This window comes from Pseudomonas fluorescens, from assembly GCF_902497775.2.
GTDB classification, from domain to species: Bacteria; Pseudomonadota; Gammaproteobacteria; order Pseudomonadales; family Pseudomonadaceae; genus Aquipseudomonas; species Aquipseudomonas putida_F.
Genome location: NZ_OZ024668.1, coordinates 4,479,670 through 4,505,417, shown reverse-complemented (window position 1 = coordinate 4,505,417; position 25,748 = coordinate 4,479,670). Strand labels below are relative to the sequence as shown.

At 62.5% G+C, this 25,748-nt stretch carries 23 protein-coding genes and 3 pseudogenes; 19 read left to right on the top strand and 7 right to left on the bottom strand.

What is annotated here, in order from left to right; translation table 11 throughout:
• Positions 1-22: 22 nt before the first annotated feature.
• The 8 genes from peaB (at position 23) to F8N82_RS20770 (ending at position 7,791) form a co-directional block, all read left to right on the top strand.
• Complete coding sequence (gene peaB / locus F8N82_RS20805) at positions 23-1,453, top strand: quinohemoprotein amine dehydrogenase maturation protein (RefSeq protein ID WP_038997123.1); 1,431 nt, start codon at positions 23-25, stop codon at positions 1,451-1,453.
• 1 nt (position 1,454) lies between these two features.
• Positions 1,455-1,778, top strand: coding sequence for a quinohemoprotein amine dehydrogenase subunit gamma (qhpC, locus tag F8N82_RS20800; protein ID WP_028944146.1), 324 nt, complete (start codon positions 1,455-1,457; stop codon positions 1,776-1,778).
• 29 nt (positions 1,779-1,807) lie between these two features.
• The gene (peaD, locus tag F8N82_RS20795) at positions 1,808-2,926 is read left to right on the top strand and encodes a quinohemoprotein amine dehydrogenase subunit beta (protein WP_038997120.1); all 1,119 of its coding nucleotides are present in this window, start codon (positions 1,808-1,810) and stop codon (positions 2,924-2,926) included.
• Positions 2,927-3,199: 273 nt separating this feature from the next.
• Positions 3,200-4,807 carry a tetratricopeptide repeat-containing response regulator gene (locus tag F8N82_RS20790; protein WP_038997119.1) on the top strand — a complete coding sequence of 536 codons (1,608 nt, stop codon included), beginning with the start codon at positions 3,200-3,202 and terminating at the stop codon, positions 4,805-4,807.
• Complete coding sequence (locus F8N82_RS20785; RefSeq protein ID WP_038997118.1) at positions 4,804-5,496, top strand: sensor histidine kinase; 693 nt, start codon at positions 4,804-4,806, stop codon at positions 5,494-5,496. The genes F8N82_RS20790 and F8N82_RS20785 overlap by 4 nt, the downstream gene beginning before the upstream one ends.
• Positions 5,497-5,594: 98 nt before the next feature.
• Positions 5,595-6,239 (top strand): MBL fold metallo-hydrolase, encoded by a 645-nt coding sequence (locus tag F8N82_RS20780; RefSeq protein WP_038997116.1) that lies wholly within the window; start codon positions 5,595-5,597, stop codon positions 6,237-6,239.
• 95 nt (positions 6,240-6,334) lie between these two features.
• Positions 6,335-7,030, top strand: coding sequence for an OmpA family protein (locus tag F8N82_RS20775; RefSeq protein WP_038997115.1), 696 nt, complete (start codon positions 6,335-6,337; stop codon positions 7,028-7,030).
• Positions 7,031-7,485: 455 nt separating this feature from the next.
• Complete coding sequence (locus F8N82_RS20770) at positions 7,486-7,791, top strand: DUF3077 domain-containing protein (protein ID WP_080764802.1); 306 nt, start codon at positions 7,486-7,488, stop codon at positions 7,789-7,791.
• Positions 7,792-7,870: 79 nt separating this feature from the next.
• On the opposite strand, the gene F8N82_RS20765 is transcribed toward F8N82_RS20770, so the two are convergent.
• From F8N82_RS20765 to F8N82_RS20750, 4 genes and pseudogenes are all read right to left on the bottom strand, one after another.
• Positions 7,871-8,455, bottom strand: a complete 585-nt coding sequence (locus tag F8N82_RS20765) for a hypothetical protein (protein WP_038997114.1) — start codon at positions 8,453-8,455, stop codon at positions 7,871-7,873.
• Positions 8,456-8,523: 68 nt separating this feature from the next.
• Complete coding sequence (locus F8N82_RS20760; protein ID WP_038997113.1) at positions 8,524-9,426, bottom strand: acyltransferase; 903 nt, start codon at positions 9,424-9,426, stop codon at positions 8,524-8,526.
• Between the two features lie 2 nt (positions 9,427-9,428).
• Positions 9,429-11,525: a phosphate acetyltransferase gene (gene pta, locus F8N82_RS20755; RefSeq protein ID WP_038997112.1), complete on the bottom strand. Its 2,097-nt coding sequence runs from the start codon at positions 11,523-11,525 to the stop codon at positions 9,429-9,431.
• A gap of 93 nt (positions 11,526-11,618) precedes the next feature.
• Positions 11,619-11,735: pseudogene (locus F8N82_RS20750) on the bottom strand (DUF3565 domain-containing protein); the annotation flags it as partial.
• Here F8N82_RS20750 and F8N82_RS20745 point away from each other — a divergent pair.
• The 3 genes from F8N82_RS20745 to F8N82_RS20735 all read left to right on the top strand — a co-directional run bounded on the left by F8N82_RS20745 (position 11,704) and on the right by F8N82_RS20735 (position 14,082).
• On the top strand, positions 11,704-12,189 hold the full coding sequence (locus F8N82_RS20745; protein WP_038997111.1) for an FKBP-type peptidyl-prolyl cis-trans isomerase: 486 nt from the start codon (positions 11,704-11,706) through the stop codon (positions 12,187-12,189). The pseudogene F8N82_RS20750 and the gene F8N82_RS20745 overlap by 32 nt on opposite strands.
• A 156-nt stretch (positions 12,190-12,345) precedes the next feature.
• Complete coding sequence (locus F8N82_RS20740) at positions 12,346-12,828, top strand: glutathione peroxidase (RefSeq protein WP_038997110.1); 483 nt, start codon at positions 12,346-12,348, stop codon at positions 12,826-12,828.
• 150 nt (positions 12,829-12,978) lie between these two features.
• Positions 12,979-14,082: an NADH:flavin oxidoreductase gene (locus tag F8N82_RS20735; protein ID WP_038997108.1), complete on the top strand. Its 1,104-nt coding sequence runs from the start codon at positions 12,979-12,981 to the stop codon at positions 14,080-14,082.
• Here the strand turns inward: F8N82_RS20735 and F8N82_RS20730 are convergent.
• Positions 14,051-15,268 (bottom strand): glycosyltransferase family 4 protein, encoded by a 1,218-nt coding sequence (locus F8N82_RS20730; RefSeq protein ID WP_038997107.1) that lies wholly within the window; start codon positions 15,266-15,268, stop codon positions 14,051-14,053. The two genes, F8N82_RS20735 and F8N82_RS20730, sit on opposite strands and share 32 nt — an antisense overlap.
• Before the next feature lie 177 nt (positions 15,269-15,445).
• Between F8N82_RS20730 and F8N82_RS27690 the strand changes: the two are divergent.
• A pseudogene (locus F8N82_RS27690) lies at positions 15,446-16,219 on the top strand (PAS domain-containing protein); the annotation flags it as partial.
• Between the two features lie 111 nt (positions 16,220-16,330).
• Positions 16,331-16,762: a methyl-accepting chemotaxis protein gene (locus F8N82_RS27685; protein ID WP_414602498.1), complete on the top strand. Its 432-nt coding sequence runs from the start codon at positions 16,331-16,333 to the stop codon at positions 16,760-16,762.
• Between the two features lie 39 nt (positions 16,763-16,801).
• On the opposite strand, the gene cysZ is transcribed toward F8N82_RS27685, so the two are convergent.
• The gene (gene cysZ / locus F8N82_RS20720) at positions 16,802-17,530 is read right to left on the bottom strand and encodes a sulfate transporter CysZ (RefSeq protein WP_038993852.1); all 729 of its coding nucleotides are present in this window, start codon (positions 17,528-17,530) and stop codon (positions 16,802-16,804) included.
• A 271-nt stretch (positions 17,531-17,801) separates the two neighbouring features.
• Between cysZ and F8N82_RS20715 the strand changes: the two genes are divergently transcribed.
• A complete protein-coding gene (locus F8N82_RS20715; protein WP_038993853.1) occupies positions 17,802-18,401 on the top strand; it encodes a peroxiredoxin in 600 nt (199 codons plus the stop codon).
• A 135-nt stretch (positions 18,402-18,536) separates the two neighbouring features.
• A complete protein-coding gene (gene trxB, locus F8N82_RS20710; protein WP_038993854.1) occupies positions 18,537-19,499 on the top strand; it encodes a thioredoxin-disulfide reductase in 963 nt (320 codons plus the stop codon).
• Between the two features lie 75 nt (positions 19,500-19,574).
• On the opposite strand, the gene nadC is transcribed toward trxB, so the two are convergent.
• Positions 19,575-20,423, bottom strand: a complete 849-nt coding sequence (gene nadC, locus F8N82_RS20705) for a carboxylating nicotinate-nucleotide diphosphorylase (RefSeq protein WP_038993855.1) — start codon at positions 20,421-20,423, stop codon at positions 19,575-19,577.
• Positions 20,424-20,678: 255 nt separating this feature from the next.
• Between nadC and F8N82_RS20700 the strand changes: the two genes are divergently transcribed.
• From F8N82_RS20700 to F8N82_RS27680, 4 genes and pseudogenes are all read left to right on the top strand, one after another.
• A complete protein-coding gene (locus F8N82_RS20700) occupies positions 20,679-22,877 on the top strand; it encodes a DUF1631 domain-containing protein (RefSeq protein ID WP_038997105.1) in 2,199 nt (732 codons plus the stop codon).
• 79 nt (positions 22,878-22,956) lie between these two features.
• Positions 22,957-23,523 carry a 1,6-anhydro-N-acetylmuramyl-L-alanine amidase AmpD gene (ampD, locus tag F8N82_RS20695; RefSeq protein WP_038997103.1) on the top strand — a complete coding sequence of 189 codons (567 nt, stop codon included), beginning with the start codon at positions 22,957-22,959 and terminating at the stop codon, positions 23,521-23,523.
• Positions 23,520-24,353: a regulatory signaling modulator protein AmpE gene (ampE, locus tag F8N82_RS20690; protein WP_038997101.1), complete on the top strand. Its 834-nt coding sequence runs from the start codon at positions 23,520-23,522 to the stop codon at positions 24,351-24,353. The genes ampD and ampE overlap by 4 nt, the downstream gene beginning before the upstream one ends.
• A 186-nt stretch (positions 24,354-24,539) precedes the next feature.
• Positions 24,540-25,682: pseudogene (locus F8N82_RS27680) on the top strand (HAMP domain-containing protein); the annotation flags it as partial.
• Positions 25,683-25,748 lie beyond the last annotated feature (66 nt).

The window sequence follows — 25,748 nt, the reverse complement described above, 5'->3', positions numbered from 1 at the left end:
AGGTGTACACGAGGAGGTTGCGATGGGCGTTATTCTGAATCTGGTTGAACGTAATCTGCATGAGGTGCACGTCGATGCTGCACGCATGCTGTTCCATATCCCCAGCAGTTCGCTGTTTGCCAGCGACGACCTGACCGGGGAAATCATCGATGCGCTACGTACCGAAGGCTGTTCCAGCGAGGACTTGGTGCAGCGCCTGGGCGCGCGCTTCGACGGCACACAAGTCAATGAAACCTTGCGCGAGCTGATCGCCCTGGAGCTGGTCAGCGACGGCTCGCCGCTGAGCCCCGAGGTGGCACTCAAGCGGGTCGAGCGTACCGCGCTCAACACCGTGGTACTCAACGTCAACACCGGCTGCAACCTCAGTTGCACCTACTGCTACAAGGAGGACCTGGACAAGCCTTCGGCCGGCAAGCGCATGGAGGTCGAGACTGCGGTGGCCTCGGTGGAGATGCTGCTCAAGGAGTCGCCCGACGAGCCGGTCTACACCGTGGTGTTTTTTGGTGGCGAGCCGTTGAGCAACCGCAAGCTGATCGAGTACATGGTCGACTACTGCGAGCAGCGCTTCAGTGCCGCGGGCAAGCGCGTGGAGTTCGTCATGACCACCAACGCCACACTGCTCACCGAAGAAATCGTCGACTACCTCAACGCCCACCGCTTTGGTTTGTCGGTGAGCATTGACGGGCCCAAGACCGTGCACGATCGCAACCGCATCACTGTCGGCGGCCAGGGCACCTACGATGTGGTACGGCGCAAGGCCGACATGCTGCTGGCGCGCTATGACAGCCGCCCGGTCGGCGCGCGGGTGACCCTGACCCGTGGCGTCACCGATGTCGAGACCATCTGGAACCACCTGTTCAACGAAATGGGCTTTGCCGAGGTTGGTTTTGCCCCGGTCACCAGTGGCGACATCAGCGACTACAACCTCAGTGGTGACGAGCTGATCGAGGTCTTCGCCAACATGAAAGCCCTGGGGCGCAAGTACCTGGAGGCGGCGCTGGAGCATCGCAATATCGGCTTCTCCAACCTGCACCAGTTGATCACCGATATCCACGAAGGGCACAAGAAAGCCCTGCCGTGCGGCGCCGGGTTGAAGATGCTGGCGGTCGATCACAAGGGCGAGCTGAACCTGTGCCATCGTTTCACCGGTTCGAGCCTGCCGACCTTTGGCAACGTCCACAGTGGGGTCAAGCAGGTCGAACTCAACGACTTTTTGTCCCAGCGCCTGGACCGCACCGACACCGGCTGCGACAGCTGTCGCATCCGCAACCTGTGCTCCGGTGGCTGCTACCACGAGAGCTATGCCCGCTACGGCGACCCGGCCCACCCGACCTACCACTATTGCGAACTGATGCGTGACTGGGTGGACTTCGGCATCGAGGTCTACAGCCGGATCATGGCCGTCAATCCGGCGTTCATCAACCGCTACATCACCCCGCGCAAGGTCCACTGACATGAAGCATCTCAAGCCCATCAACAATAAAGCGCTCAAGCTCGAACAGGCTGCCGACGAGAACCGCATCGAAGAAGTGTTGGCGATGAACTCCGTGGCCGGCTGCGCCTCGACCACTGACCCGGGGTGGGAGATCGACGCCTTCGGTGGCGTCTCGTCGTTGTGCCAGCCGATGGAGGCCGACCTGTATGGCTGCTCCGACCCTTGCTGGTGGCCGGCCCAGGTGCCGGACATGATGAGCACCTACCCGGACTGGAACAAGGATGCCCAGGCGTCCAACGACAATTGGCGCAACCTGGGCACCGTGTTCCCGGATGACAAATGAGCCCCGAGCCGAACAAGAGGGATATCCGCATGCTTCAGATTGCAACCCGCGGCCTGGCCGCCCTGGCGCTGTGCGCCGCGAGTTCCGGTGCGGCGCTCGCCGATCCGGGCAAAGCCCTGAACCCGGGCCACGAGTATCTGGTGACCACCAACTACCCGAACAACCTGCACATTCTCGACCTGGCCGACGACAGCCTCTACAAGACCTGCCAGATGCCCGACGCCTTCGGCCCCGGAACCGTGCAGTTGTCGCCGGACCGGCGCATCGCCTACGTGCTCAATAACCACTACGCCGACATCTACGGCGTTGAACTGGACAGTTGCAAACAGGTGTTCCACGCCAGTATCAGCCAACTGCCGGGCGAGAAGGCGCGTTCGATGTTCTCTTTCACCGTCAGCCATGACGGCAAGGAGATCTACACCGTCGCCAACCCGACACGCATGCTCAACGACCATTACGTGGTGCAGCCGCCGCGCCTGGATGTCTATGCCAGCAATGCCGGGCTGGACGCCAAACCGCTGCGCAGCTTCCCGGCGCCGCGCCAGCTGACCATCATGCAGAGCGGTGACGACGGCAGCCTGTACGTGGCCGGGCCGGACCTCTACAAGGTCAACGTGCAGACCGGCAAGTTCGACGTGCTGGTGCCCAGCCGCCACTGGCAGCGGCCGCTGTACAGCGCGCCGGACGTGCTCTACGTGTGGAACCAGCAAACCTACCGCCACGACTTCTCGCTGCTCTACACCACGGCGAAATTCAAGGATGACAAGCGCGACCCGGCCAGCGCAGAAAACCTCTATGGTTTCTTCAACATTGACCTTGCCACCGGCAAGACCCAAACCGTCGATTTCGGCCCGCTGACCGAGGTCTACTTCAGCGGCATGATCTCGCCCAAGGACCCCAACCTTGTCTACGGCGTGCTCAATCGCCTGGCCAAGTACGACATCAAGCAGAAGAAGCTGGTCAAGGCCGCAACCCTCGAGCACAGCTACTACTGCATTTCCTTCAACAAGGCAGGCAGCAAGATCTACCTGGCCGGCACCTACAACGAAGTGGCGATATTCGATGCCGACAGCCTTGAGCCACTGGGCAAGATCAAGTTGCCAGGCGGCGACATGGCAATCACCACGGCGCAGGTGTTTACCCGCTGAACTTGCCGCCAGCGCCGTTGCCCGCCGTTGGGCCGCGGCGCTTTACTCGGTGTGTGGCATGAACGATGATGTCTTAATGCCATTATCTGTTTCGTTGCCGCTACCAACGTCCAGCAAATATGCGCAGCGCAAGCCTCAAGCTATCGCCCTGTGTGGCCGATACTCTGCGAGTGCGGCCCGATTAATCGCCGCAGCGAATCTCCCGCGAAGCCGAGCCTGTCCGTGAAGGTGTCTCTGCGTCTATTTTTTTATTTGCCATGACAGGTTTCGTGGATGCAGGTCTACAGCCAAAAAAGCTTTCTGATCGTCGATGACTTCTCCGATTTTCGCAGCTCGGCCCGCTCGATGCTGCGCGAGCTGGGCGTGCGTGATGTCGACACTGCCGACAGCGGCGAGCAGGCGCTGCGCATGTGCGCGCAGAAGCGCTACGACTTCATCCTCCAGGACTTTCACCTGGGCGACGGCAAGAAGAACGGCCAGCAGGTGCTTGAAGACCTGATCCTCGACAAGCTGATCAGCCATGAGTGCGTGTTCCTCATGGTCACCGCCGAAAGCAGCCAGGCCATCGTCCTCAGTGCCCTGGAGCACGAGCCCGACGCCTACCTGACCAAGCCGTTCAACCGCATCGGCCTGGCCCAGCGTCTGGAAAAGCTGGTGCAGCGCAAGACCCTGCTCAAGCCGATCCTCCAGGCCCTGGACCGCGGCCGCCCGGCCGAAGTGCTGGCGGCCTGCGCCGAGCTGTGCAAGAAGGACCCGCGCTTCGCCCCGCTGTGCCTGCGTTACCGCGCCGATGCCCTGCGGGATCTGAACCGCTTCGATGAACTGGAGAAGTTCCTCACCACCATCATCGCCAGCCGTGCCACGCCCTGGGCTTATGCGGCGCTGGGCAGCCTGCTGTTCAAGCGCAACCAGTTGGCCCAGGCTCAGGGTGTGTACGAACAGGCACTCAAGGCCTTCCCGATGATGCCTGGCCTGTACGACGGCCTGGCTGAAGTGCTGGTGGCCCAGGGTGAAAGCAAGCGCGCCCAGGGCGTGCTGGAAGAGGCCGTGCGCCTCTCGCCCCTGGCTGTGCGCCGGCAGATGATGCTGGGCAAGCTGGCCCTGAGCAACGATGACTACGACACCTCGTCCAAGGCCTACCGCCACGCCGTCAACCAGGGCCAGAGCTCGCGCTACAAAGACCCGGAAAGCAACCTCGGGCTGGTTCAGGCGCTGATGAACAAGAACGCCGGCAACGGCCTGGATGCGCGCACCCGGGTCGAGATCAATACCGTGCTCAGCGAAGTGGCCAAAGAGAACGTCGAAGACCAGGGCTTGCAGGTGCGTGCGCGGCTGATGAAAGCCGCCAGCCTGCAGCAGGCCGGCGACGCCGAAACCGCCGCCAAACTGACCGAACAGGCCATGGCCCGGCTGGAGAAAATGGACCAGTTCTTCTCGGTTGAGGCGGCGCTGGTAGTGGCCACGCAACTGCAGAAACTCGGCCAGGAGTCGGCCGGTACCTCGATCCTCAAGGGCTGTGTAGAAACCTACGGTGACGACCCCAAGGTGATGCAGAGCGTGGCGCAATTGACCGATGACCCCAGCGTGCTGGGCGCGGTGACCGAAGCGGTCGATCTTAACCGCCAGGGCGTGCGCAGCTACCAGGCTGGCCAGCTCAGCGAAGCGCTGGCGCAGTTCCGCCGGGCCCTGACGCTACAGCCAAAGAACATCAGTATCGCCCTCAACACCGCCCAGGCGCTGTTGCGCATCGGTGGCGAGACCCCGCCGCCGGCGATCATGGACGAGTGCCGCGCTTGCCTGGGCAGCGTCACCGGCATCCCGAAGAGCGACAACCGTTACGATCGCTACCGCAAACTGCACATCCGGGCTTTTGGCGCATGAACCAGGACAACCAGGGGCTGGATTTTTCCACGGTGATCGCCTCCACCGTACACGACATGAAGAACTCCCTCGCCGCCCTGACCCAGGCCCACAGCCAGTGGCTGGCGCGCCTGCCCGAAGCCCTGCGCAGCGGCAGCGAGCAGGGTGTGATGGAGCACGAGTTCAGCCACCTCAACGGCATGCTGGTGCAGTTGCTGGGCCTGTATAAACTGGGCGTCAACCAGTTGCCCATGTGCCCCGACTACCACGAGCTTGACGACTTCATCGAAGCCCAGCTGGCCGCCCAGCAGAACCTGCTGCAGCACCGCGACATCCTCGCCAGCTGGCGCATCGAAACCGCCAGCCCGTTGGGCTTTTTCGACCGCGAACTGGTCGGCTCGGTGGTTACCAACATCCTCAACAACGCCATTCGCTATGCCGGACACACCTTGCTGATCAGCGTCAGCGACGAAGGCGAGCAACTGGTGCTGAGCATCAACGACGATGGCCCGGGCTTCCCCGCGCGCATGCTCGAACGTCAGCAGGAGTATGTGCAGGGTATCGACGGCAAGAGCGGCAGTACCGGCCTTGGCCTGTACTTTGCCGCGCGGATCGCCGCGCTGCATGAGCGCAACGGCGTGAGGGGGCGGATCGAGATTGCCAATGGCGGGGTTCTGGGCGGCGGGCTGTTCCGGCTCTATCTGCCCTGACGCTTGTCGAGCCTGTTTCAGGCGTGAGGTGACGAGCGTCGTCGCAGGCCTTACCCGCCTGTGCGACACTCTGTTATTTGCTCCTCAGGATTGCTCCGATGAACCCGGCTAACCCCGCCCTGATCCGCGAAACCTTCCCCGTCGGTCCGTTGCAGTGCAACTGCACCATCATCGGCGACCCGATCAGCAAAAAGGCCATCGTCGTCGACCCGGGCGGCAACCCTGAGCAAATCCTCGCCCGCCTCGATGCCCATGGCCTGAAGGTGGTGAGCATCATCCATACCCACGCGCATCTGGATCACTTCCTCGCCTCCGGGCAGTTGAAGGAAAAGACCGGCGCCACCCTGCACCTGCACAAGGACGACCAGTTCCTCTGGGACAACCTGGAAATGCAGTGCCAGATGTTCGGTGTGCCCTACATCCCGGTACCGCCGCCGGACCGCTGGCTGGCCGATGATGAAGAGCTGGCCTGCGGCTGTGGCGTGGCCTTGCACACCCCCGGGCACACGCCGGGCTCGATGAGTTTCTGGTTCGCTGATGCCAAGCTGCTGATTGCAGGCGATACGCTTTTTCGACGTGGGATTGGTCGCACCGATTTGTGGGGTGGCGATCAAGCGACTATCGTTCGTTCGATCAAGCAGCGCCTGTACAGCCTGGATGAAGAGGCCACGGTGGTGACTGGCCATGGTCCGGACACCCGCCTGGGCGATGAGATGCGCCAGAACCCGTTTGTGCGCGCCTGAGGCGCAAGGGAATTTTTCTGCTTTGCTGCAATCCAAGGCTGGCATAGATCCGAATCAGATCCGCTGCACTTTCGAATTACAGTAGGAGCTTGTCCATGTTCACCATGCGTCGTTTGATTATCGTCGCTACCGCTGCCGCGCTGATGTCCGGTTGTGCCAGCCCCAACCCGTATGACAGCCAGGGTCAGGCGCAGCAGGGCTCCACAGGGATGAGCAAAACCGCCAAGTACGGCGGCCTGGGCGCGCTGGCCGGTGCCATTGCCGGTGCCGCCATCGACCACAACAACCGCGGCAAGGGTGCGCTGATCGGTGCTGCCGCCGTGGGCGCCGCCGCTGCCGGTTATGGTTACTACGCCGACAAGCAGGAAGCCGCGCTGCGTGAAAGCATGGCCAACACCGGTGTCGAGGTGCAACGCCAGGGCGACCAGATCAAACTGATCATGCCGGGCAACATCACCTTCGCCACCGACTCGGCCAACATCGCCCCGAGCTTCTACTCGCCGCTGAACAACCTGGCCAACTCCTTCAAGCAGTTCAACCAGAACACCATTGAAGTGGTCGGCTACACCGACAGCACCGGCAGCCGCCAGCACAACATGGATCTGTCCCAGCGTCGGGCGCAATCGGTGGTCACCTACCTGACCTCCCAGGGTGTCGATGGCAGCCGCGTCAGCGCCCGCGGCCTGGGCCCGGACCAGCCAATCGCCAGCAACGCCGACGCCAACGGCCGCGCGCAGAACCGTCGGGTAGAGGTCAACCTCAAGCCGATTCCTGGGCAGCAGTACCAGTAAGTTGCAGGATGTGAAAAAGGGGAGCCGGGCTCCCCTTTTTTGTGCCTGCAGTGGCCTCATCGCGGGTCAAGTCGGGTCGCCGCAACGCCGCTCCCAAGAGGCCTGGCTAGCATCCTGCAACAGCCTTGGGCTGGTAGTTTAAGTCTCCTAGGACCTATCCTACGAACTCTGTCGCCCTGCAGATGATTGCTCCGGGGGAAGTACGCCACTAGGCTCACCAGGTCGCTGATGTATCAGCGATCGGGTTTGGCGACCTGGAGCAAACAAAAGACTGCACCATTGTGAATGGTTGTCGGCGTTACGTTGCGCTGACAGCACTTAATGGTGGCTGTGCGCGGGAGGGCTTCGGCCCTGCCGGGTTTTCCTTTTGGCTCGGTTCGCCAATCCGCGTACAGCCGCCACCCCTTTGTTTGGCGACGAGTTGGTGGCTGCTCCATTCCAAAAGGAGCTCCATCATGAAAAAGATCGTTCCAGATCCACCTGAATTCCACCTTCTCGAAACCACAGAGACGCCCTTCGGCCTCTGCGATGTCGGTCATCCACAGTTATTCGCCGTGCGCGCCGGGGTCAATGTCGAAGATGCGCTGGTGCATGCGTCGCTGTATCTGAAATGCGCGAGCCTGACCGGGCCGCTGGCGGTTGAGCATACCCGTGAGCCGGGGCGAGGGTTTCTTCAGGCGACCCTGCATTCCCATGAAATGGCCAAGGCATTGATTGATGCGTTGCTCGATGGGCTGGAGAGCCGGGCAATCAAGGCTTGAGGCGGCTGATCGCGGGGCAAGCCCGCTCCCACAGAGACAGCACAAAATCCTGTGGGAGCGGGCTTGACCCGCGATGTACTTAGCTTGGGCTTCTGGTGGTGATCGTCAGCACATCGGTATAAACGATGACGACAGTCTGGCCGATTTTGAGGTTCTTCATGCGCTCCTGAAGTTCAGGGTCTTCGACCTTCACGACCTTTTGCGGGCCTTCAGGTGGCATCAGCGTGACTTCGTGGGTTTTCAGGTCAATCTTGGTGATCTTCGAGGTGACCTTGATCTGACGGAACGCCTCGCCACCAGGGTTAGGGTTGTCTTGAGTGGCACGGATTACCCCGGCTTCCTTGCTCACGCCAGGTGCACCGCCAACGGTGGTATCGAGCACGGTAGCAACCGAGCGGTTGACCGTGATCTTGACCAGGTCACCGACCTTGAGGTTATGCAGGTCCTTGGCCTTGTCGCTCAGCTGGATAGGCACCTCAGAGTTCTCAGGCCCTGCCACGGTAACGATGCGCTTGTCGAGGTCAATGGCAAGGACTTTGGTGTCCACCACATCCTCAGTGGCGATAGCGTCGATCAGTTTCTCTTCTGCCTGCACCGTGAAACTGGCTGCAGACAGAAGTGAAACAACAGCAAAAGCATGGGCAAAGCGGCGCAGCGGTTTCATAGGCTTACGTTCCTTGTGATTGCTAGTGAAATCATCGTAGGAAGTGAGCATAGATGCTGTCCGGTAAATTACCCGTCGGCGTTTTGTCGCAGCCGTTCCAGCAAGGCGTCCTTGTCGCTCCACAGCTGGTTGATCCATTGCTGGAAGGCCAGGCGATAGGTCTCATCCTGGTCGTAGTTCCTGCCCAGGAACTCGGCAGGGATCGCCAACTCCTCGAAGTGCACGACGAAGTGCTTCACCCGCCCACACAGCAGATCCCAGAAACCTGGCGCACCGTTTGGATAATGAATGGTGACGTTGATGATCGATTGCAGCTGCTCGCCCATGGCATCGAGCACAAAGGCAATGCCGCCGGCCTTGGGCTTGAGCAGGTGCTTGAACGGTGACTGCTGCTGGCGATGCTTGGCTTCGGTGAAGCGCGTGCCTTCGGCGAAGTTGAAGATCGCCGTCGGCTTGCCGCGAAACTTGGCGCAGGTACGGCGCGTGGTTTCCAGGTCCTTGCCGGCCTTTTCCGGGTGCTTGGCCAGGTACGCCTTGGAGTAGCGCTTCATGAACGGGAAGCCCAGTGCCCACCAGGCCAGGCCGATTACCGGCACCCAGATCAGCACCTGCTTGAGGAAGAACTTCAGCGGGCGGATACGGCGGTTGAGCACGTACTGCAGCACCAGGATATCGACCCAGCTCTGGTGGTTGCTGGTGACCAGGTAGCTGTGCTGGTAATCCAGCCCAGCCAGCCCCTCGACCTGCCAGCGGGCCTTGCCCAGCAGGTTGATCCAGGCATTGTTGTTGCTGATCCAGGCTTCGTGGATGTGGCGCATCAGTTCATCGGTAAGCCGCTGCGCCGCGGCGAACGGCAACAGCAGCTTGAACAGGCTGACGATGAACAACGGGGTGCAGCAAACGATGGTGTTGAGCGCCAGCAGCAGCGAGGCGATAACCCCGCGCAGCGGCGCGGGAAGCAATCCGAGCATGTTCAGCTATCCAGTGAGCGGTTGGCCTGAATGGCGGTCAGGGCGATGGTGTAGACGATGTCGTCGACCTGGGCGCCGCGCGGCAGGTCGTTGACCGGCTTGCGCAGGCCTTGCAGCATCGGCCCCAGGCTGACGCAATCGGCGCTGCGCTGCACGGCCTTGTGAGTGGTGTTGCCGGTGTTCAGGTCGGGGAACACGAACACCGTGGCGCGGCCGGCCACCTGGCTGTTGGGCGCCAGTTGCCGGGCGATGTCCAGGTTGGCGGCGGCGTCATATTGCAGCGGGCCGTCGATCAGCAGGCTGCGCTGGGATTGCTGGGCCAGCAAGGTGGCTTCGCGGACCTTCTCGACCTCTTCGCCGCTGGCCGAATCACCGCTGGAGTAGCTGATCATCGCCACCCGTGGGGCAATGCCGAAGGCTTCGGCGGAGTCGGCGCTCTGCAGGGCGATTTCCGCCAGTTCATTGGCCGTCGGGTGCGGGTTCATCACACAGTCGCCGTACACCAGCACCTGCTCGGGGAACAGCATGAAGAACACCGACGACACCAGGCTGCAACCCGGCGCGGTCTTGATCAGTTGCAGGGCCGGGCGGATGGTGTTGGCGGTGGAATGCACCAGGCCCGAGACCAGGCCGTCGACCTCGTCCAGGGCCAGCATCATGGTGCCGATCACCACCGGGTCTTCCAGCTGCTGTTCGGCCATCGGTGCGTTGAGGCTCTTGCTCTTGCGCAGGCTGACCATCGGCTCGACGTAACGCTCGCGGATCAGGTCCGGGTCAAGGATCTCCAGGCCTTCGGGCAGGCTGATGCCCTGGGCGCGGGCCACGGCCTGAACGTCATCAGGCTTGGCCAGCAACACGCAGCGGGCAATGCCGCGTGCCTGGCAGATGGCGGCGGCCTGCACGGTCATCGGTTCGGCGCCTTCGGGCAGGACGATGCGCTTGTTGGCCTGCTGGGCGCGCTGGATCAACTGGTAGCGGAACACCGCCGGCGACAGGCGCAACTCGCGCGGCGTGCCGCAGCGCTGGTGCAGCCAGTCGGCGTCCAGGTAGCCGGCGACGAAATCGGTGATCAGCTCCGCGCGCTCGCGGTCATCCACCGGGATTTCCTTGTTCAGGCCGTTGAGCTGGTTGGCGGTGTCGTAGGAGCCGGTGCTCACCGAGAGGATCGGCAAGCCGGCCAGCAGCGCGCCCTGGCACAGTTCGAGGATGCGCGGGTCGGGCTTGCTGTCGCTGGTCAGCAGCAGGCCGGCCAGCGGCACGCCGTTGATCGCTGCCAGGCTCACGGCGAGGATGATGTCGTCACGATCGCCCGGGGTCACCACCAGGGTGCCGGGCTTGAGCAGCGGCACGGTATTGGCCACGGTACGGGCGCAGATGATGATCTTGTTCATCCGCCGGGTTTCGTAGTCGCCGGCATTGAGCACCTGGGCACCGAGCAGTTCGGCCACGTCGCGCGTGCGCGGGTCGTTGAGGCCGGCCTGGAACGGGATGCAGCCGAGCAGGCGGAAGTCGCCGCCGCGCAGCAGCGGCGAATGCTCGGTCAGGCGTGCGGCAAAGGCGTTCATGTCCTCGTCGGTGCGCACCTTGTTGAGGATGACCCCGAGCACTTTCGGGTCGCGCGGGCCACCGAACAGCTGGGCCTGCAACTCCACACGCCCGGACAGCTCGGTGAGCACTTCGTTTTCTGGCGCCGACACCAGGATCACCTCGGCATCCAGGCTCTTGGCCAGGTGCAGGTTGACCCGTGCGGCGTAGCTGGCGTGGCGGGTGGGGACCATGCCTTCGACCACCACCACGTCCTTGCCGATGCAGGCCTGCTGGTAGAGGGTGATGATTTCTTCGAGCAGTTCATCCAGCTGGCCGTCGCCGAGCATGCGCTCGACATGGGCCAGGCTCAGCGGCTGTGGCGGCTTGAGACCGTGGGTGCGGGCAACCAGTTCGGTGGAGCGTTCCGGGCCGGTATCGCCCGGGTGTGGCTGGGCAATCGGCTTGAAGAAACCGACCTTCAGCCCGGCGCGCTCCAGGGTGCGCACCAGGCCCAGGCTGATTGAAGTCAGGCCGACACCAAAATCGGTCGGCGCGATAAAAAATGTCTGCATGCGAGCGTCTCGAAATGAGCTGTGCAAAAGAATCAATTGCCAAGGGTATCGCTATCGACCCCCTGAGCGCACCCGCGGTAAATATCCGGCAACCCGTTTGTCCGGGTTGCGTTCGCTTTCAGGCGATGCCTTGGTTACACTTGTTCGTTCTACATTCTTATGCAAAAGGTCTCGCCCCATGCTGATCGCCGCCAACAAGGCTGTCTCCATCGACTATACCCTGACCAACGACGCTGGTGAGGTCATCGACAGCTCCGCCGGCGGCGCTCCGCTGGTCTACCTGCATGGCGCAGGCAACATCATCCCGGGCCTGGAAAAAGCCCTGGAAGGCAAAACCACCGGTGACGAGCTGGAAGTTGCCGTTGAGCCGGAAGACGCCTACGGCGAATACCTGGCCGAGCTGGTCAGCACCCTGAACCGCAGCATGTTCGAAGGTGTCGACGAGCTGGAAGTGGGCATGCAGTTCCACGCTTCGGCGCCGGACGGCCAGATGCAGATCGTCACCATTCGCGACCTGGACGGCGACGATGTCACCGTTGACGGTAACCACCCACTGGCTGGCCAGCGCCTGAACTTCAAGGTCAAGGTCGTCAATGTGCGTGACGCCAGCGAAGAAGAAGTAGCCCATGGCCATGTCCATGGCGAAGGTGGCCATCACCACTGATTTTCTGCGCTAAGCTCAGAGAGTCGCGAAGGCGCCCGGGCAAGTCCGTCGCACTCCAGCAGGGGAAGACGGCTTGGCAGGGGCGCCTTTTTAATGGGCTGGTTTTACTGATTGCAGCCCGCAGCGGCAACCGGGATCTGGAAAGGGGAGTACGTCATGAGTGCATTTCACGACCTGAAGTTGACAGCGCTGGATGGCCAGGAGTTGCCTCTGGCGCCGTTCAAGGGCCAGGTGGTGCTGGTGGTCAATGTCGCCTCCAAGTGTGGCCTGACCCCGCAGTACGCGGCGCTGGAAAACCTCCATCAGCAGTACAAAGGCAAAGGCTTCAGCGTGCTGGGCCTGCCGTGCAACCAGTTTGCCGGGCAGGAGCCGGGCTCTGAAGAAGACATCCAGAAGTTCTGCAGCCTGAACTACGGCGTGACCTTTCCGTTGGGCAGCAAGCTGGAGGTCAATGGCCACGACCGCCATCAGTTGTACCGCTTGTTGGCCGGCGAAGGCGCCGAGTTCCCCGGCGATATCACCTGGAACTTCGAGAAGTTCCTGGTCGGCAAGGACGGCCGGGTACTGGCGCGCTTCTCGCCACGTACCGCGCCGGATGATCCGACGGTGGTGCAGGCGATCGAGAAGGCTTTGGCCTGATCGGCCCCATCGCGGGGCCAGCCCGCTCCTACACTTCTGTAGGAGCGGGCTGGCCTCGCGATGCTGTTCAATCACCCAGATCAATAGTACTGGGCCACCCGAACGGCTCACCCTATTCTCAGGCGCATTCCCTATTTCCAGGAGCGCCGCATGTCCGCCACCGCACTGTTCATTCCCTTCCAACTGGGCACCCTTGAACTGCCAAGCCGTGTGGTTATGGCACCGATGACCCGCACCTTCTGCCCTGGCGGCGTACCCCATGCTCAAGTGGTCGAGTACTACCGCCGCCGCGCGGCCGCAGGCGTTGGGCTGATCATCAGCGAAGGCACCACCGTCGGACACAAAGCCGCTAACGGCTATCCGAACGTGCCACGCTTTTACGGTGAAGACGCTCTGGCCGGCTGGAAGAACGTCGTCGACGCCGTTCACGCCGAAGGCGGGCGCATCGTGCCGCAGCTCTGGCACGTGGGCAGTGTGCGCCGCCTGGGCACCGAGCCGGATGCCAGCGTGCCGGGCCATGGCCCGAGCGAGAAGCTCAAGGACGGCCAGGTCGTGGTGCACGGCATGAGTCAGGCGGATATTCGCGAAGTGATCGAGGCTTTCGCCCAGGCCGCTCGTGATGCCCAGGCCATTGGCATGGATGGCGTCGAGATCCACGGCGCCCATGGCTACCTGATCGACCAGTTCTTCTGGGAGGCCAGCAATCAGCGCACGGACGAGTACGGCGGCGATCTGGCAGGCCGTTCGCGTTTTGCCATCGAACTGATCCAGGCGGTGCGCGCAGCGGTGGGGCCGGACTTCCCGATCATTTTTCGCTTCTCGCAGTGGAAGCAGCAGGACTACAGCGCACGCCTGGTGCACAGCGCCGACGCCCTCGGTGCGTTCCTGCAGCCACTGGTGGATGCCGGTGTGGATATCTTCCATTGCTCGACCCGGCGCTTCTGGGAGCCGGAGTTCGAAGGCTCGGACCTCAACCTGGCCGGCTGGACCCGTCAGCTCACCGGCAAACCAACCATCACCGTCGGCAGTGTCGGCCTGGATGGCGAGTTTCTGCAGTTCATGGTGGCAACCGACAAGGTGGCGCAGCCGGCCAGCCTTGAGAACCTGCTCAAGCGTCTGAACAATGACGAGTTCGATCTGGTGGCGGTCGGCCGGGCGCTGCTGGTCGACCCTGAATGGGCTGCCAAGGTGCGCGACGGCCGTGAACAGGACATCCTGCCGTTCAGCCGCGAGGCGTTGACGACCCTGGTTTGATCGCAAGTGTTGCCCGGGCTGGGCGCGCAACGCTGCCCGGGCCCTGGCGACAGGCTGCCTGCAGGTGCGCTTCGAACTGCTCGACAATCGCCGGCCAGCCCTGGCGGCTGGCGTGTTGGCGGGCATTGAGGCGCACCCGGCGCAGGGTTTCCGGCTCTTCCAGCAACCAGCAGGCAGCATCGATGAACGCCGCCGCATCCCCCGGCATCGCCAGCGCACCGCTGTGACCGTGGCGGATGTGCTGGGCTGCGGCGGCTTCATCGTAGGCGACCACACCCAGGCCTGAGGCCAGGGCTTCGAGCACCACGTTGCCGAAGGTTTCGGTGAGGCTTGGAAACAGAAAAATATCCCCCGAGGCATAGTGCTCGGCCAGGCGTTCGCCGCGCTGAGCGCCGCAGAATACGGCGCCAGGCAGGCGTTGTTCGAGCGCGCTGCGCTGCGGTCCGTCACCCACCACGATCAGCCTGATACGCCGCTGTGGGTAGTGTTGTTGCAGGGCGTCCAGACAGTGTTGCAGCAAACCGAGGTTCTTCTCTGCGGCCAGGCGCCCGACATGCAGCAAGGCGATATCCTCAGCACCCAGGCCCCATTGCTCACGCAAGGCCTGACTGCGCCTTGCCGGGGTGAACAGCTGGCTGTCGACCCCCCGGGCCATCAGACTGAGGTTGTCGAAACCGCGCCGTTCCAGCTCCAGGCGTTGGCTGAGGCTGGGCACCAGGGTGGTGTGGGTGCGCCGGTGGAACCAGCGCAGGTAGTGGGTCAGCAGGCGTGCCAGCAGACCCAGGCCGTACTCGCTGGAGTACTGCTGGAAATTGGTGTGAAAACCGCTGACCACGGCGATCCCCAGGCGCCGCGCGGCACGCAGGGCGCTCAGGCCCAGCGGGCCTTCGGTGGCGATGTACAGCACGTCGGGCCGCTGCCGGCGCCAACGGCGCAGCAACTTGTGCATCGACACCTGGCCCCACTGCAAGCCCGGATACCCCGGCAACGGCCAGCCTCGGCACAGCAGCAGGTTTTCGTCGCTGGCCGAGGGCTGTTCAGCCGCTTGCCGGGGACGTACCAGGTCGACCCGATGGCCGCGCGAACGCAAGCCATCGCTGAGGCGGCCAAGGGTATTGGCCACGCCGTTGATCTCCGGTGGGAAGGTTTCGCTGATCAGGGTGACATGCAGGGGCAGTGTGCTCATGAAGCCAGTGTCGACCGCCCGGATTGCCACTCTGTGACCGCTAAATGACAGATCAATGACGCCTGATTATCGGCGTTTTGCCGCACTCAAATATTTCCCAGCACGCGACTCAAGATTGTCTGCTGATCAGCCGATGCAGAAGCATTCGAATGACTGATTTCGCTCCGGGAGAGCGTCATGTTCAACAGCAAACTCAAGCAAGAAATCCTCCGGCTGCGTGAAGAACTGCAATTGGTGGAGCAGGTAAAGAGCAGCCTCGACAGCGAGATGCTGGTGCTGCAGCTCGACCCGCAGGGGCGAATCGAATCGGTCAACGGCAACTTTGAAAAAGAGATGCTTTACAGCAGCCATCAGCTGATTGGCCGCAACATCGAGGAAATCGTCCCTCCCCACGTCAAGCAGCTCGACTTTTACCAGCGCATGAAGCACGCCATCACCCGTGGCGAGCATCTTAATGGTGCCTTCCGTCTGCTGCGTGGCAATGGCGACGAAGCCTGGCTGCGCTCCATCCTGCAGCCGGTAAAAAACAATGAAGGGCGGATCAAGTACTTCTCGCTGCACTCCAGCGACCTGACCCGCACCATCGAAACCTCTCGCGAGCACGAGAGCCTGATCAAGGCGCTGATGCGCTCCACGGCGGTGATTGAATTCAACCTCAACGGTGAAGTGCTGACCGCCAACGACCGATTCCTGCAGACCATGGGCTACAAGCTCGACCAGGTCGTGGGCAAGCATCACCGCTTGTTCTGCGAGCCGGAGGATTACAACTCGGTGGGCTACCAGGCCTTCTGGGACAAGCTGCGCCGCGGTGAATTCGTCGCCGAACGCTTCAAACGTATCGATGCCCACGGGCGTGTGGTGTGGCTGGAGGCGTCCTACAACCCAATCATCGACGCCCATGACGTGCTCTACAAAGTGGTCAAGTTCGCCACGGTGATTACCGATCAGGTCAATCAGGAAGCGGCCGTCGCCCAGGCTGCGGACATCGCCTACACCACCTCGCTGGAAACCGACGCCTGTGCGCGCAAGGCCACCGAGGTAGTGACCCAGACCGTGGACGTGATGCGCGGCCTGGAAACCTACATGCAGGAAGCCGCCGAAGGCATCGAGGCACTGGACAAGCAGTCGCAGGTGATTGGCTCGATCATCAAGACCATCAGTGACATCGCCGGGCAGACCAACCTGCTGGCCCTTAACGCCGCCATCGAGGCTGCGCGTGCCGGCGAGCAAGGCCGGGGCTTCGCCGTGGTGGCCGACGAGGTTCGGCAACTGGCCTCGCGCACCAGTACCGCCACCGAGGAAATCGCCCGGGTGGTGCAGCAGAACGAACAGCTGGCCAAGGCGGCGGTGGACATCATCGACAGCAGCAAGCGCCAGGCCGAACAGGGCCTGTCACTGGCCGGGCAGACCGGTACGGTAATCGTCGAGATTCAGGACGGTGCGCAGAAGGTGGTGAATGCGGTGGGGCAGTTCTCCAACCAGCTGTCGAACTGATGGAGATGCCGCATAGCCGGGCGGCTACGCGGCAATACCTCAGGTGCGTTCGCGCACCCAGAACAGCGTGGCACCGGCCACCGCCGCCGGCATCATCAGGATGTTGAGGAAGGGCACCAGCAACACCAGGTACACCGAGCCGCCAAAACCCAGGCTCTGCCAGCGCTTTTCGCGCAGCCAGGCGAGCATGTCCTGCCAGCTCAACTTGTGGTTGTCTGCTGGGTAGTCGATGTACTGGATGGCCATCATCCAGATACCGAACAGCAGCCACAGCGGTGCGGCGATGATGTTCACCACCGGGATCAGCGAAAGAATGAACAGGCCGATCGCCCGCGGCAGGAAGTAGCCCAGCTTGCGCGCCTCGCGGCCCAGGGTGCGTGGCACCATGGCGGTGAGTTCGGCCCAGCTGAAGGCGGGGAAATCATCGGTGCCGCGTACCACCACTTCGACCTTTTCCGCCAGGAAGCCATTGAACGGCGCCGCGATGATGTTGGCCAGCATGGTGAAGGTGAAGAACACCATCAGCCCCACCAGCACCACGAACAGCGGCCATAGCACGTAGTTGAGAAAGTTCAGCCAGCTCGGCAGGCTGGGCATCAGCGAGTCGACCCAGAGGCTGAACTGGTGGCCGGCAAAGTAGATCAGGCCGACGAACAGCAGCAGGTTGACCGCCAGCGGCAGCAACACGAACAGGCGCAGGCTCGGACTCAGGACCAGTTTCAGCCCTTCACGCAGGTACTGTGGGCCAGAGAGGACAGGGGCTTGCATATAAGGGAAGGCTCCGGGTAAGGGCAAACGCGCTGACCTTACCGAGTTTGCGCGCCGGGCGAAAGCGCGGTGCAGAGCGAGAAACGGGCTGTAACAAAACCTCGGCAGCATCTGCAACCGGGCTTCATAGATAAACCGCGCGTGCTTTTATTGATGAATAGAGCCGGCCTATAAGGTGGATTGTCTAAGGATATTTCCTTAATCTCTGCCACCTCGCTAAAGTGCGCACATCTTTTCAACGCCTTCGAATTCTGACTTTCAAGGAGTTTCCATGAGCATTCTGGTCAACAAGCAAGCCCCTGATTTCGATGCGGCGGCAGTGTTGGGCGACGGTTCGATCGTCGACAGCTTCAAGCTTTCTTCCCTGCGCGGCAAATACGTCGTGCTGTTCTTCTGGCCGCTGGACTTCACCTTTGTCTGCCCGTCGGAAATCATTGCCCACAACAACCGCATGGACAAGTTCCGCGAGCTGGGTGTGGAAGTGGTCGGTGTTTCCATCGACTCGCAATTCACCCACCATGCCTGGCGCAGCACCCCGGTCGAGAAGGGCGGGATCGGTGCGGTGGAGTTCACCATGGTCGCCGACGTCAAGCACGAGATCACCCGTGCCTATGGCATCGAGCACGATGACGGCGTGGCCCTGCGTGCCTCGTTCCTGATCGACCAGCAAGGCGTTGTCCAGCACCAGGTGGTCAACAACCTGCCGCTGGGCCGTGAAGTCGACGAGATGATCCGCCTGGTCGAAGCCCTGCAGTTCACCGAACAGCACGGTGAAGTCTGCCCGGCCGGCTGGCGCAAAGGCCAGAAAGGCATGAAGGCTGACGCCAAGGGCGTTGCCGACTACCTGGCCGAGAACGCCGCCAGCCTGTAAGGCTGCCCTTTAACGCTTTTCAGGACCTGCGGCCAAAAGCCTTCCCCAAGTGCTTCGCAGGTTCTTTTTTATTCCAGCCGGCGATCCCGGCGAAACGATGCTGGCCAGTGAGCGCCAGCTCGACAGGAGTGTGACATGTCTGAAGTACGCCATTCGCGAGTGATCATCCTCGGTTCCGGCCCTGCCGGTTACAGCGCCGCCGTCTACGCCGCACGCGCCAACCTCAAGCCGCTGCTGATCACTGGCATGCAGGCCGGCGGCCAGCTGACCACCACCACCGAAGTCGACAACTGGCCGGGCGACGCCCACGGCCTGACCGGCCCGGCGCTGATGCAACGCATGCAGGAACACGCCGAGCGCTTCGAGACCGAAGTGGTGTTCGACCACATCAACGCCGTTGACCTGGCCAGCAAGCCGTTCACCCTCAAGGGCGACAGCGCCACCTACACCTGCGACGCACTGATCATCGCCACCGGCGCCAGCGCTCGCTACCTGGGCCTGCCATCGGAAGAAGCGTTCATGGGCAAGGGCGTTTCCGCCTGCGCGACCTGCGACGGTTTCTTCTACCGCAACAAGCCGGTAGCCGTGGTCGGTGGTGGTAACACCGCCGTTGAGGAAGCCCTGTACCTGGCCAACATCGCCAGCAAGGTCACCCTGGTCCACCGCCGCGAGACCTTCCGCGCCGAGAAGATCCTGGTCGACAAGCTCAACGCCCGCGTGGCCGAGGGCAAGATCGAACTGAAACTCAACGCCACCCTGGACGAAGTGCTGGGCGACGACATGGGCGTCACCGGTGCGCGCTTGAAAAACAACGACGGCAGCTTCGACGAAATCAAGGTTGATGGTGTGTTCATCGCTATTGGTCATACCCCGAACACCTCGCTGTTCGAAGGCCAGCTGACCTTGAAAGACGGTTACCTGGTGGTCAATGGCGGCCGCGACGGCAACGCCACGGCGACCAACGTTGAAGGTGTGTTCGCTGCCGGTGACGTGGCTGACCACGTTTACCGCCAGGCCATCACCTCGGCCGGTGCCGGTTGCATGGCGGCGCTGGATGTCGAGCGTTACCTGGATGGGCTGCAGAACGCAGCGCTCTGAGGGCTGCGCAGCAGCCCTGTTCTGATCCAAAAAAAACCGGCCTGATGGCCGGTTTTTTTGTGTCTGCAATCTGCCTCAGAGGCTTAGGCGCATGGACAGGTCCACCGCCTTCACATCCTTGGTCATCGCCCCGATCGAGATGTAGTCCACACCTGTCTCGGCGATCACCCGCAGGGTGCTTTCAGTCACGCCGCCACTGGCTTCAAGCTTGGCCTTGCCGGCATTCAGGCGCACCGCTTCGCGCATGTCATCCAGGCTCAGTTCATCGAGCATGATGATGTCGGCGCCCGCAGCCAGCGCTTCTTTGAGCTCACTCAAGCTCTCGACTTCGATCTCCACCGGCTTGCCCGGGGCAATGCGGTGGGCTGCGGTGATCGCCTCGGCGATGCCACCGCTGGCGGCGATATGGTTTTCCTTGATCAGAAAGGCGTCGTACAGGCCGATGCGGTGGTTGTGGCAGCCGCCGCAGGTCACCGCGTACTTCTGCGCCAGGCGCAGGCCGGGCAGGGTCTTGCGGGTGTCGAGCAGCTTGACCTGGGTGTCGGCAACCTTGTCGGCAAGGAACTGCGCGTGGGTAGCGACGCCCGACAGCATCTGCAGGAAGTTCAGTGCCGAGCGCTCGCCGCTGAGCAGTGAGCGGGCCGGGCCTTCAAGGTGGAACAGCGCCTGGTTGGCGCTGGCGCGGTCGCCATCCTTGACCTGCCAATGCACCGCCACCCGTGGGTCGAGCTGGCGGAACACCGCGTCGACCCAGGCCGTGCCGGCAATCACGCAGTCATCGCGGGTAATGATGGTGGCCTTGGCCAGGCGCTCGGCCGGGATCAACTGGGCGGTGATGTCGCCGCTGCCGATGTCTTCGAGCAACGCACGGCGCACGTTGGCTTCGATTTCGGCGGTCAGGTCGGCGAGGCGTAAATTCGGCATGGCGGGCTCCACAAGCTAAGTGCCGGCGATTATAGGGCAGGGCAGCCCGCGCTTGCAGCAAACACTGCAGTGGCGGCCAAAGCTTGACCTTTGGTCAGACCGAATGAGCTTTTCGCCCAGGCGTCGGTCTATCAGCAGCGGCATGTGCGCACTGGCGACTGAAGTGTTTTTACTCGATAATGCGCCTTGTATTTGGCGTCATAGCTTTGACGACCCTTTTAAAGAGCTCAAAACCGAACCTGCAAGGAGACCAGGATGCACAACGACGGGAAGGTGGTGCCGATCAAGGCCATCACCGATCAGGCGCACAATGTGCCCCTCGCTCGTCTGCCGGTGGTGCTTCTGCAGGTACGTGACAAGGCCGCGCTACAACTGCGCCAAGGCCTGCAGGCGTTGTTCGACAATGCCGACGACACCCTGTTCGAGATGGCCGACAAGGCCGCCAACAACGTTGAACAGAACATCCTTTTCGAAGCCATGCGTGACCTGCGCCTCAAGCGCAAGAACATCGAGCGTGGCTATCTTGACCACTTCTATGAAGCCTTCGTGCAGATCGGTCAGGCCGATGCCTTGCCGGCCCTGCGCAGCTATGCCTACGATCGCCTGGCGCTGGTGGTCAATGATGAACTGGAACGCACCGTGGCGCTGGATGCCATGGTCGCGCGGGTGCTGGCCCGCGACGGCATTGCCCTCAATCAGTTGACCCTGCGTTTCAGCGCCTTGGTAGGCCAGGCCCTGGACGATCCGCGCAACCCGTTGGGCCCGGCGATGCTCTGCGATTACTTTTTGCGTGCCGGGCGCAGCCTGGGCGTGGGGATCAAGGTCAAGCTGATCATTCTCAAGCTGTTCGAGCGCTACGTGCTGCACGATGCCGACCAGTTGTACGGCGAAGCCAACCAGCTGCTGATTGCCACCGGCGTGCTGCCCGAACTCAAGGCCGTGCCGCGGCGCCGCGCCCAGGACCGGCCGCAGGCTGAACGCGAGGCTGGGGCCAGCGCCGCCGACAACGAAGCGCCCAATGACCCGCTGGATGCCAACGGCCAGGCGGTATTTACCGCGTTGCAGGCCCTGCTATCGCCAGTGCGTGGGCGTGTAGCCCCGCGCCTGGAGGCGTGCGAGCAGGTGCAGGCGATCAGCACCCGCGACCTGTTGCGCCTGCTCTCGCACCTGCAGCACTACGTGCCGCCGACGCCTGAGACCGACGACTTCGACCTGCACCAGCAGCTTGAACAACTGCTGACCCGGGTCAGCGTCAAAAGCGGTACCTATCGCAAGATCGAGGTGGGCGACGAAGATGTCATCAACTTGATCGCCATGCTCTTCGAGTTCATCCTCGCCGACCGCAACCTGCCGCCTTCGCTGCGCGCCCTGATCGGCCGCATGCAGATCCCGATGCTCAAGGTCGCAGTCCTCGACAAGAGCTTTTTCAGCCGCAGCAGCCACCCGGCCCGGCGCCTGCTCAACGAGATTGCCACGGCGGCCATGGGCTGGGGCGCCAGCGATGACTGCCAGCGCGACAGCCTGTATCTGCGGGTGGAGAAAATCGTTCAGCGCCTGCTTAGCGACTTTGTCGACGACCCGGCGATTTTCTCCGAACTGCTTGCCGAATTTCTCGCCTTCAGCAGTGATGAGCGCCGTCGTAACGAACTGCTCGAGCAACGCACCCGCGACGCCGAAGAAGGCCGCGCGCGCACCGCCCTGGCGCGCCAGCGGGTGCAGCAAGAGCTCAACCGGCGCCTGCTGGGGCGTTCGTTGCCGCGCTTAGTGGTGCGCCTGCTCGAAGAGGCCTGGAGCCAGGTTTTGCTGCTGGCTTGCCTCAAGCATGGCGACACTTCCAGCCAGTGGCTTGAAGCCCTGGAGACCATGGACGAGTTGATCTGGAGCGTGCAGCCACACACCGAAGATCAGGCGCGCCTGCGCCTGCTGGAGCTGGTGCCGGGCCTGCTCAAGGCCTTGCGCGACGGCCTGGCCAGCGCTGCGTTCGATCCCTTTGCTACCAGCGAGTTTTTTGCCCGGCTCGAAGCCCTGCATGTGCAGATGTTCGATACGCCGGTAGTGGGCGGGCGGGTTGTCGACAACGACGCCTGCGAGCGGGTGCTGGTGCTCGATGAAATCGTCCTGCGCGCGCCCGAGGCCGGCGAGCCGCAAGCGCCCCAGGTGCGCCTGGCCGATGACGACCCGGCATTGCTGCAGGTCGAGCGCCTGCGCATCGGCGCCTGGGTGGAGTTGCTCGATGAAGACGAAGTGCAGCGCTGCAAGCTGATCGCCCAGATTGACAGCACCGACCGCTTCATCTTCGTCAACCGCACCGGCCTCAAGGTCCGCGAATGGTCGCGCATGGCGCTGGCCGTGGCCTTGCGCCGCGGGCATGTGCGCCAGCTGGACGACACCCTGTTGTTCGACCGGGCCCTGGACTCGGTGCTCAGCCAGTTGCGCCAGGCGCAAGCACGCTAGGTTCCTACGCGTTTTAACGATGCATCCAGCGTCACCACGGGGCATACTGAGCCCGTGCCCCCGTGTCTCAGGATTTTCTATGCAACTGGACCGCGCTACTGGCTGGTTCGCCGGCGTCCGCCATTGTCCTTCGCCCAACTGCAATGCCCGCGCCGAGGGTGAAGTCATCTCTCTGCTGGTTATCCACAATATCAGCCTGCCCCCGGCGCAGTTTGGTACCGGCAAGGTCCAGGAATTCTTCCAGAACCGCCTGGATGCCAGCGAACACCCGTATTTCGAAGACATCCAGCACCTGCGCGTGTCGGCGCACTTTCTTATCGAGCGTGACGGCAAGGTCACTCAGTTTGTCTCTTGTCTGGACCGCGCCTGGCATGCCGGGGTTTCCTGTTTCGAGGGGCGCGAGGCGTGCAACGACTTTTCCATCGGCATCGAGCTTGAAGGCACCGACGAGCTGCCTTTCACCGACGCACAGTATCAGGCGTTGCAAACATTGACCCGGCAGATTCAGGATGCCTGGCCGGCCATTGGCACTGAACGGATTCAGGGCCACAGCGATATCGCCCCGGGACGCAAGACCGACCCCGGGGTTGCTTTTGACTGGCCACGCTACCGCGCCGGCCTCAAGGACAAGGAGGATCAAACATGAGTTTTCTGGTGCTGTTGCTGGTGCTGTGGTTCGAGAAGTTCTCGGCTCTGCGTCAGCGTCTGCAACGCGATGGTTTTTTTACCACCGAGCTTGCGCGGTTGGAGCGTGACGGTCGGCGTCATCCCTGGTGGGTACTGATCATCCTGGTGTTGCTGCCGGTGGCGCTGCTGGCCTTGCTGCTGTACGTGCTAGAGCCGGTGGCCTATGGCTTGCTGGCTTTGCCGGTGCACCTGCTGGTGTTGATCTATAGCCTCGGCCGTGGTGATATCAAGGCGGCGCATGGACCGTTTCGCGATGCCTGGCGACGCGGGGACGAGCAAGCGGCGGTGCATGTCGCCGAGCGTGACCTGGGCTTGACCGCCGACGAGGCCCAGGCCCTGCTGGAACGGGTCCAGGGCAACCTGTTGTGGCAGGCCTACCAGAGCTTTTTCGCGGTGATTTTCTGGTACTTCCTGCTCGGCCCAGCGGCGGCCCTGGCTTATCGGCTGCTGGCACTGACCGCGGAGCATGCGCGTACCCCTTCGCTGCGCGACCATGCCTTGCAACTGCGCCACGCCTTCGACTGGGCTCCGGTGCGCGTGCTCGGTGTAAGTTTCGCCCTGGTCGGCAACTTCGTGGCGGTCAGCCGGGTGATGCTGCACGAGCTGCTCAACTGGCACATCAGCGCCGCCGGCCTGATCGGCGCGGTCGGTCGTGTCGCCGGGGACTTGCCGGCCAGCACCGCAGCCGGCCCCGAAGGTTTGCTCGGGTTGGATAACCTCTGGGAGTTGTTGCTGCGCTCGGCAGTGCTCTGGTACGCCTGTTTCGCCCTGTGGACCGTGCTTGGCTAAAGCCTGTCGCGGAGCGGCCGTTGGTCGCTCCGCCAGCGGTTAACCTTAAGTTACAAACCCCCGATCCGATATGCGCTATACAGGTGCTGCTGAATACACTGAGTGGCCTTGTGCTACTGCGCGCAGAACAATAAGAATCGGAGGGCACCACCCGTGAAGAGCCTGTTGTATCCGGCCGTCGCGCTGATGAATCGACTGAGCTTCGGCATGAAGTTCAGCCTGATCAGTATTCTGTTTTTCCTGCCCATGCTGGTGACCAACTTCTACCTGGTCCGCGATTCCTATGCGCAGTTCCATGCCACCCGCACCGAGCTGCAGAGCCTGGAGCTTTTGGGCAGCAGCCTGGCCTTGCGCGGCGAGGTGGAAACCCTCGGCAACCTGGTGCAGATCAACGCCGTGCTGGGCCAGTCGGGCAAAGCTGCTGAGGTCGAGGCGCAGATCGCCAGCGTCGAGCAACAGGTGCAGAGCCGCCTGTCCGCTTTGACGGCAATGACCGGCGACGAGGCGCAGGCCAAGGCCTTCGACACCAAGCGCAGCGAGATGCTCGAGACCCTCAAGGCCGCCCAGGGTGAGACGTCGCTGTCCAGCAAAGTGGCGTTTTTCGACAAGCTGCTGGGTCAGGCGCAGGTGCTCAGCAAGGTGGTTGCCAGCCAGGCCGGGCTTAGCCAGGACAGCGACTCGGCGATCCGCCAGCTCAGCGAGCTGATGACCACGGTCACCCCGCAGGTGACCCAGACCCTCGGTGAAGGACGGGCAATCGGCGCCTATTCACTGGGCCAGGGCTTCGTCAATTCGGCCTCCAGTGCGCGCTTCGATGACCTGCTGGCGAAGCTGGAAAAGCTTGGCGCCGACTATGCCATCCGCCTGGATGAGGCGCTGGTCACCGAGCCCGGTGCGCAAGCCCGGCTCGGCAGCCTGGCCAACAGCAGCCAGGCGTCTCTCAAGCAGGCCAGCGAACTGATCGAAGAACAGGTGGTGGTGGCTGATACCCTCGACAAGCCTTGGCCCGGGTTCTATCAGCAGATTACCGGCTTGATGGAGCAGACCTACAAGCTCAACTCCGCGATTGGCGAATTTCTTGGCCTTCAGTTGGAGCAACGCCTGGCTGAGCACCGCTCGCACATGATCCTGCAGGTCTGTGCAATGGCTGCGGTGTTTCTGCTGATCGTCTATCTCTACAGCGGCTTCTACGCCTCGACCCGCAACACCCTCAAGAGCCTTGGCGCGGTGATGGACAAAGTCGCTGCCGGCGACATGACGGTGAACTTCCAGGCCAGCAGCCGCGATGAGCTGGGTGAGCTGGGCCAGGTGTTCAACGGCACCGTGCGGCGTATTCATGACCTGATCGAGCAGGTCGGCCATACCGTCGCCGAGGTCGAGCGCCAAGCCGAACAG

Bases quoted from the DNA above. Each gene is read 5' to 3' on its own strand.
- peaB (WP_038997123.1), top strand. From the start codon at position 23: ATGGGCGTTATTCTGAATCTGGTTGAACGTAATCTGCATGAGGTGCAC.
- qhpC (WP_028944146.1), top strand. From the start codon at position 1,455: ATGAAGCATCTCAAGCCCATCAACAATAAAGCGCTCAAGCTCGAACAG.
- peaD (WP_038997120.1), top strand. From the start codon at position 1,808: ATGCTTCAGATTGCAACCCGCGGCCTGGCCGCCCTGGCGCTGTGCGCC.
- F8N82_RS20790 (WP_038997119.1), top strand. From the start codon at position 3,200: ATGCAGGTCTACAGCCAAAAAAGCTTTCTGATCGTCGATGACTTCTCC.
- F8N82_RS20785 (WP_038997118.1), top strand. From the start codon at position 4,804: ATGAACCAGGACAACCAGGGGCTGGATTTTTCCACGGTGATCGCCTCC.
- F8N82_RS20780 (WP_038997116.1), top strand. From the start codon at position 5,595: ATGAACCCGGCTAACCCCGCCCTGATCCGCGAAACCTTCCCCGTCGGT.
- F8N82_RS20775 (WP_038997115.1), top strand. From the start codon at position 6,335: ATGTTCACCATGCGTCGTTTGATTATCGTCGCTACCGCTGCCGCGCTG.
- F8N82_RS20770 (WP_080764802.1), top strand. From the start codon at position 7,486: ATGAAAAAGATCGTTCCAGATCCACCTGAATTCCACCTTCTCGAAACC.
- F8N82_RS20765 (WP_038997114.1), bottom strand. From the start codon at position 8,455: ATGAAACCGCTGCGCCGCTTTGCCCATGCTTTTGCTGTTGTTTCACTT.
- F8N82_RS20760 (WP_038997113.1), bottom strand. From the start codon at position 9,426: ATGCTCGGATTGCTTCCCGCGCCGCTGCGCGGGGTTATCGCCTCGCTG.
- pta (WP_038997112.1), bottom strand. From the start codon at position 11,525: ATGCAGACATTTTTTATCGCGCCGACCGATTTTGGTGTCGGCCTGACT.
- F8N82_RS20745 (WP_038997111.1), top strand. From the start codon at position 11,704: ATGCTGATCGCCGCCAACAAGGCTGTCTCCATCGACTATACCCTGACC.
- F8N82_RS20740 (WP_038997110.1), top strand. From the start codon at position 12,346: ATGAGTGCATTTCACGACCTGAAGTTGACAGCGCTGGATGGCCAGGAG.
- F8N82_RS20735 (WP_038997108.1), top strand. From the start codon at position 12,979: ATGTCCGCCACCGCACTGTTCATTCCCTTCCAACTGGGCACCCTTGAA.
- F8N82_RS20730 (WP_038997107.1), bottom strand. From the start codon at position 15,268: ATGAGCACACTGCCCCTGCATGTCACCCTGATCAGCGAAACCTTCCCA.
- F8N82_RS27685 (WP_414602498.1), top strand. From the start codon at position 16,331: ATGCGCGGCCTGGAAACCTACATGCAGGAAGCCGCCGAAGGCATCGAG.
- cysZ (WP_038993852.1), bottom strand. From the start codon at position 17,530: ATGCAAGCCCCTGTCCTCTCTGGCCCACAGTACCTGCGTGAAGGGCTG.
- F8N82_RS20715 (WP_038993853.1), top strand. From the start codon at position 17,802: ATGAGCATTCTGGTCAACAAGCAAGCCCCTGATTTCGATGCGGCGGCA.
- trxB (WP_038993854.1), top strand. From the start codon at position 18,537: ATGTCTGAAGTACGCCATTCGCGAGTGATCATCCTCGGTTCCGGCCCT.
- nadC (WP_038993855.1), bottom strand. From the start codon at position 20,423: ATGCCGAATTTACGCCTCGCCGACCTGACCGCCGAAATCGAAGCCAAC.
- F8N82_RS20700 (WP_038997105.1), top strand. From the start codon at position 20,679: ATGCACAACGACGGGAAGGTGGTGCCGATCAAGGCCATCACCGATCAG.
- ampD (WP_038997103.1), top strand. From the start codon at position 22,957: ATGCAACTGGACCGCGCTACTGGCTGGTTCGCCGGCGTCCGCCATTGT.
- ampE (WP_038997101.1), top strand. From the start codon at position 23,520: ATGAGTTTTCTGGTGCTGTTGCTGGTGCTGTGGTTCGAGAAGTTCTCG.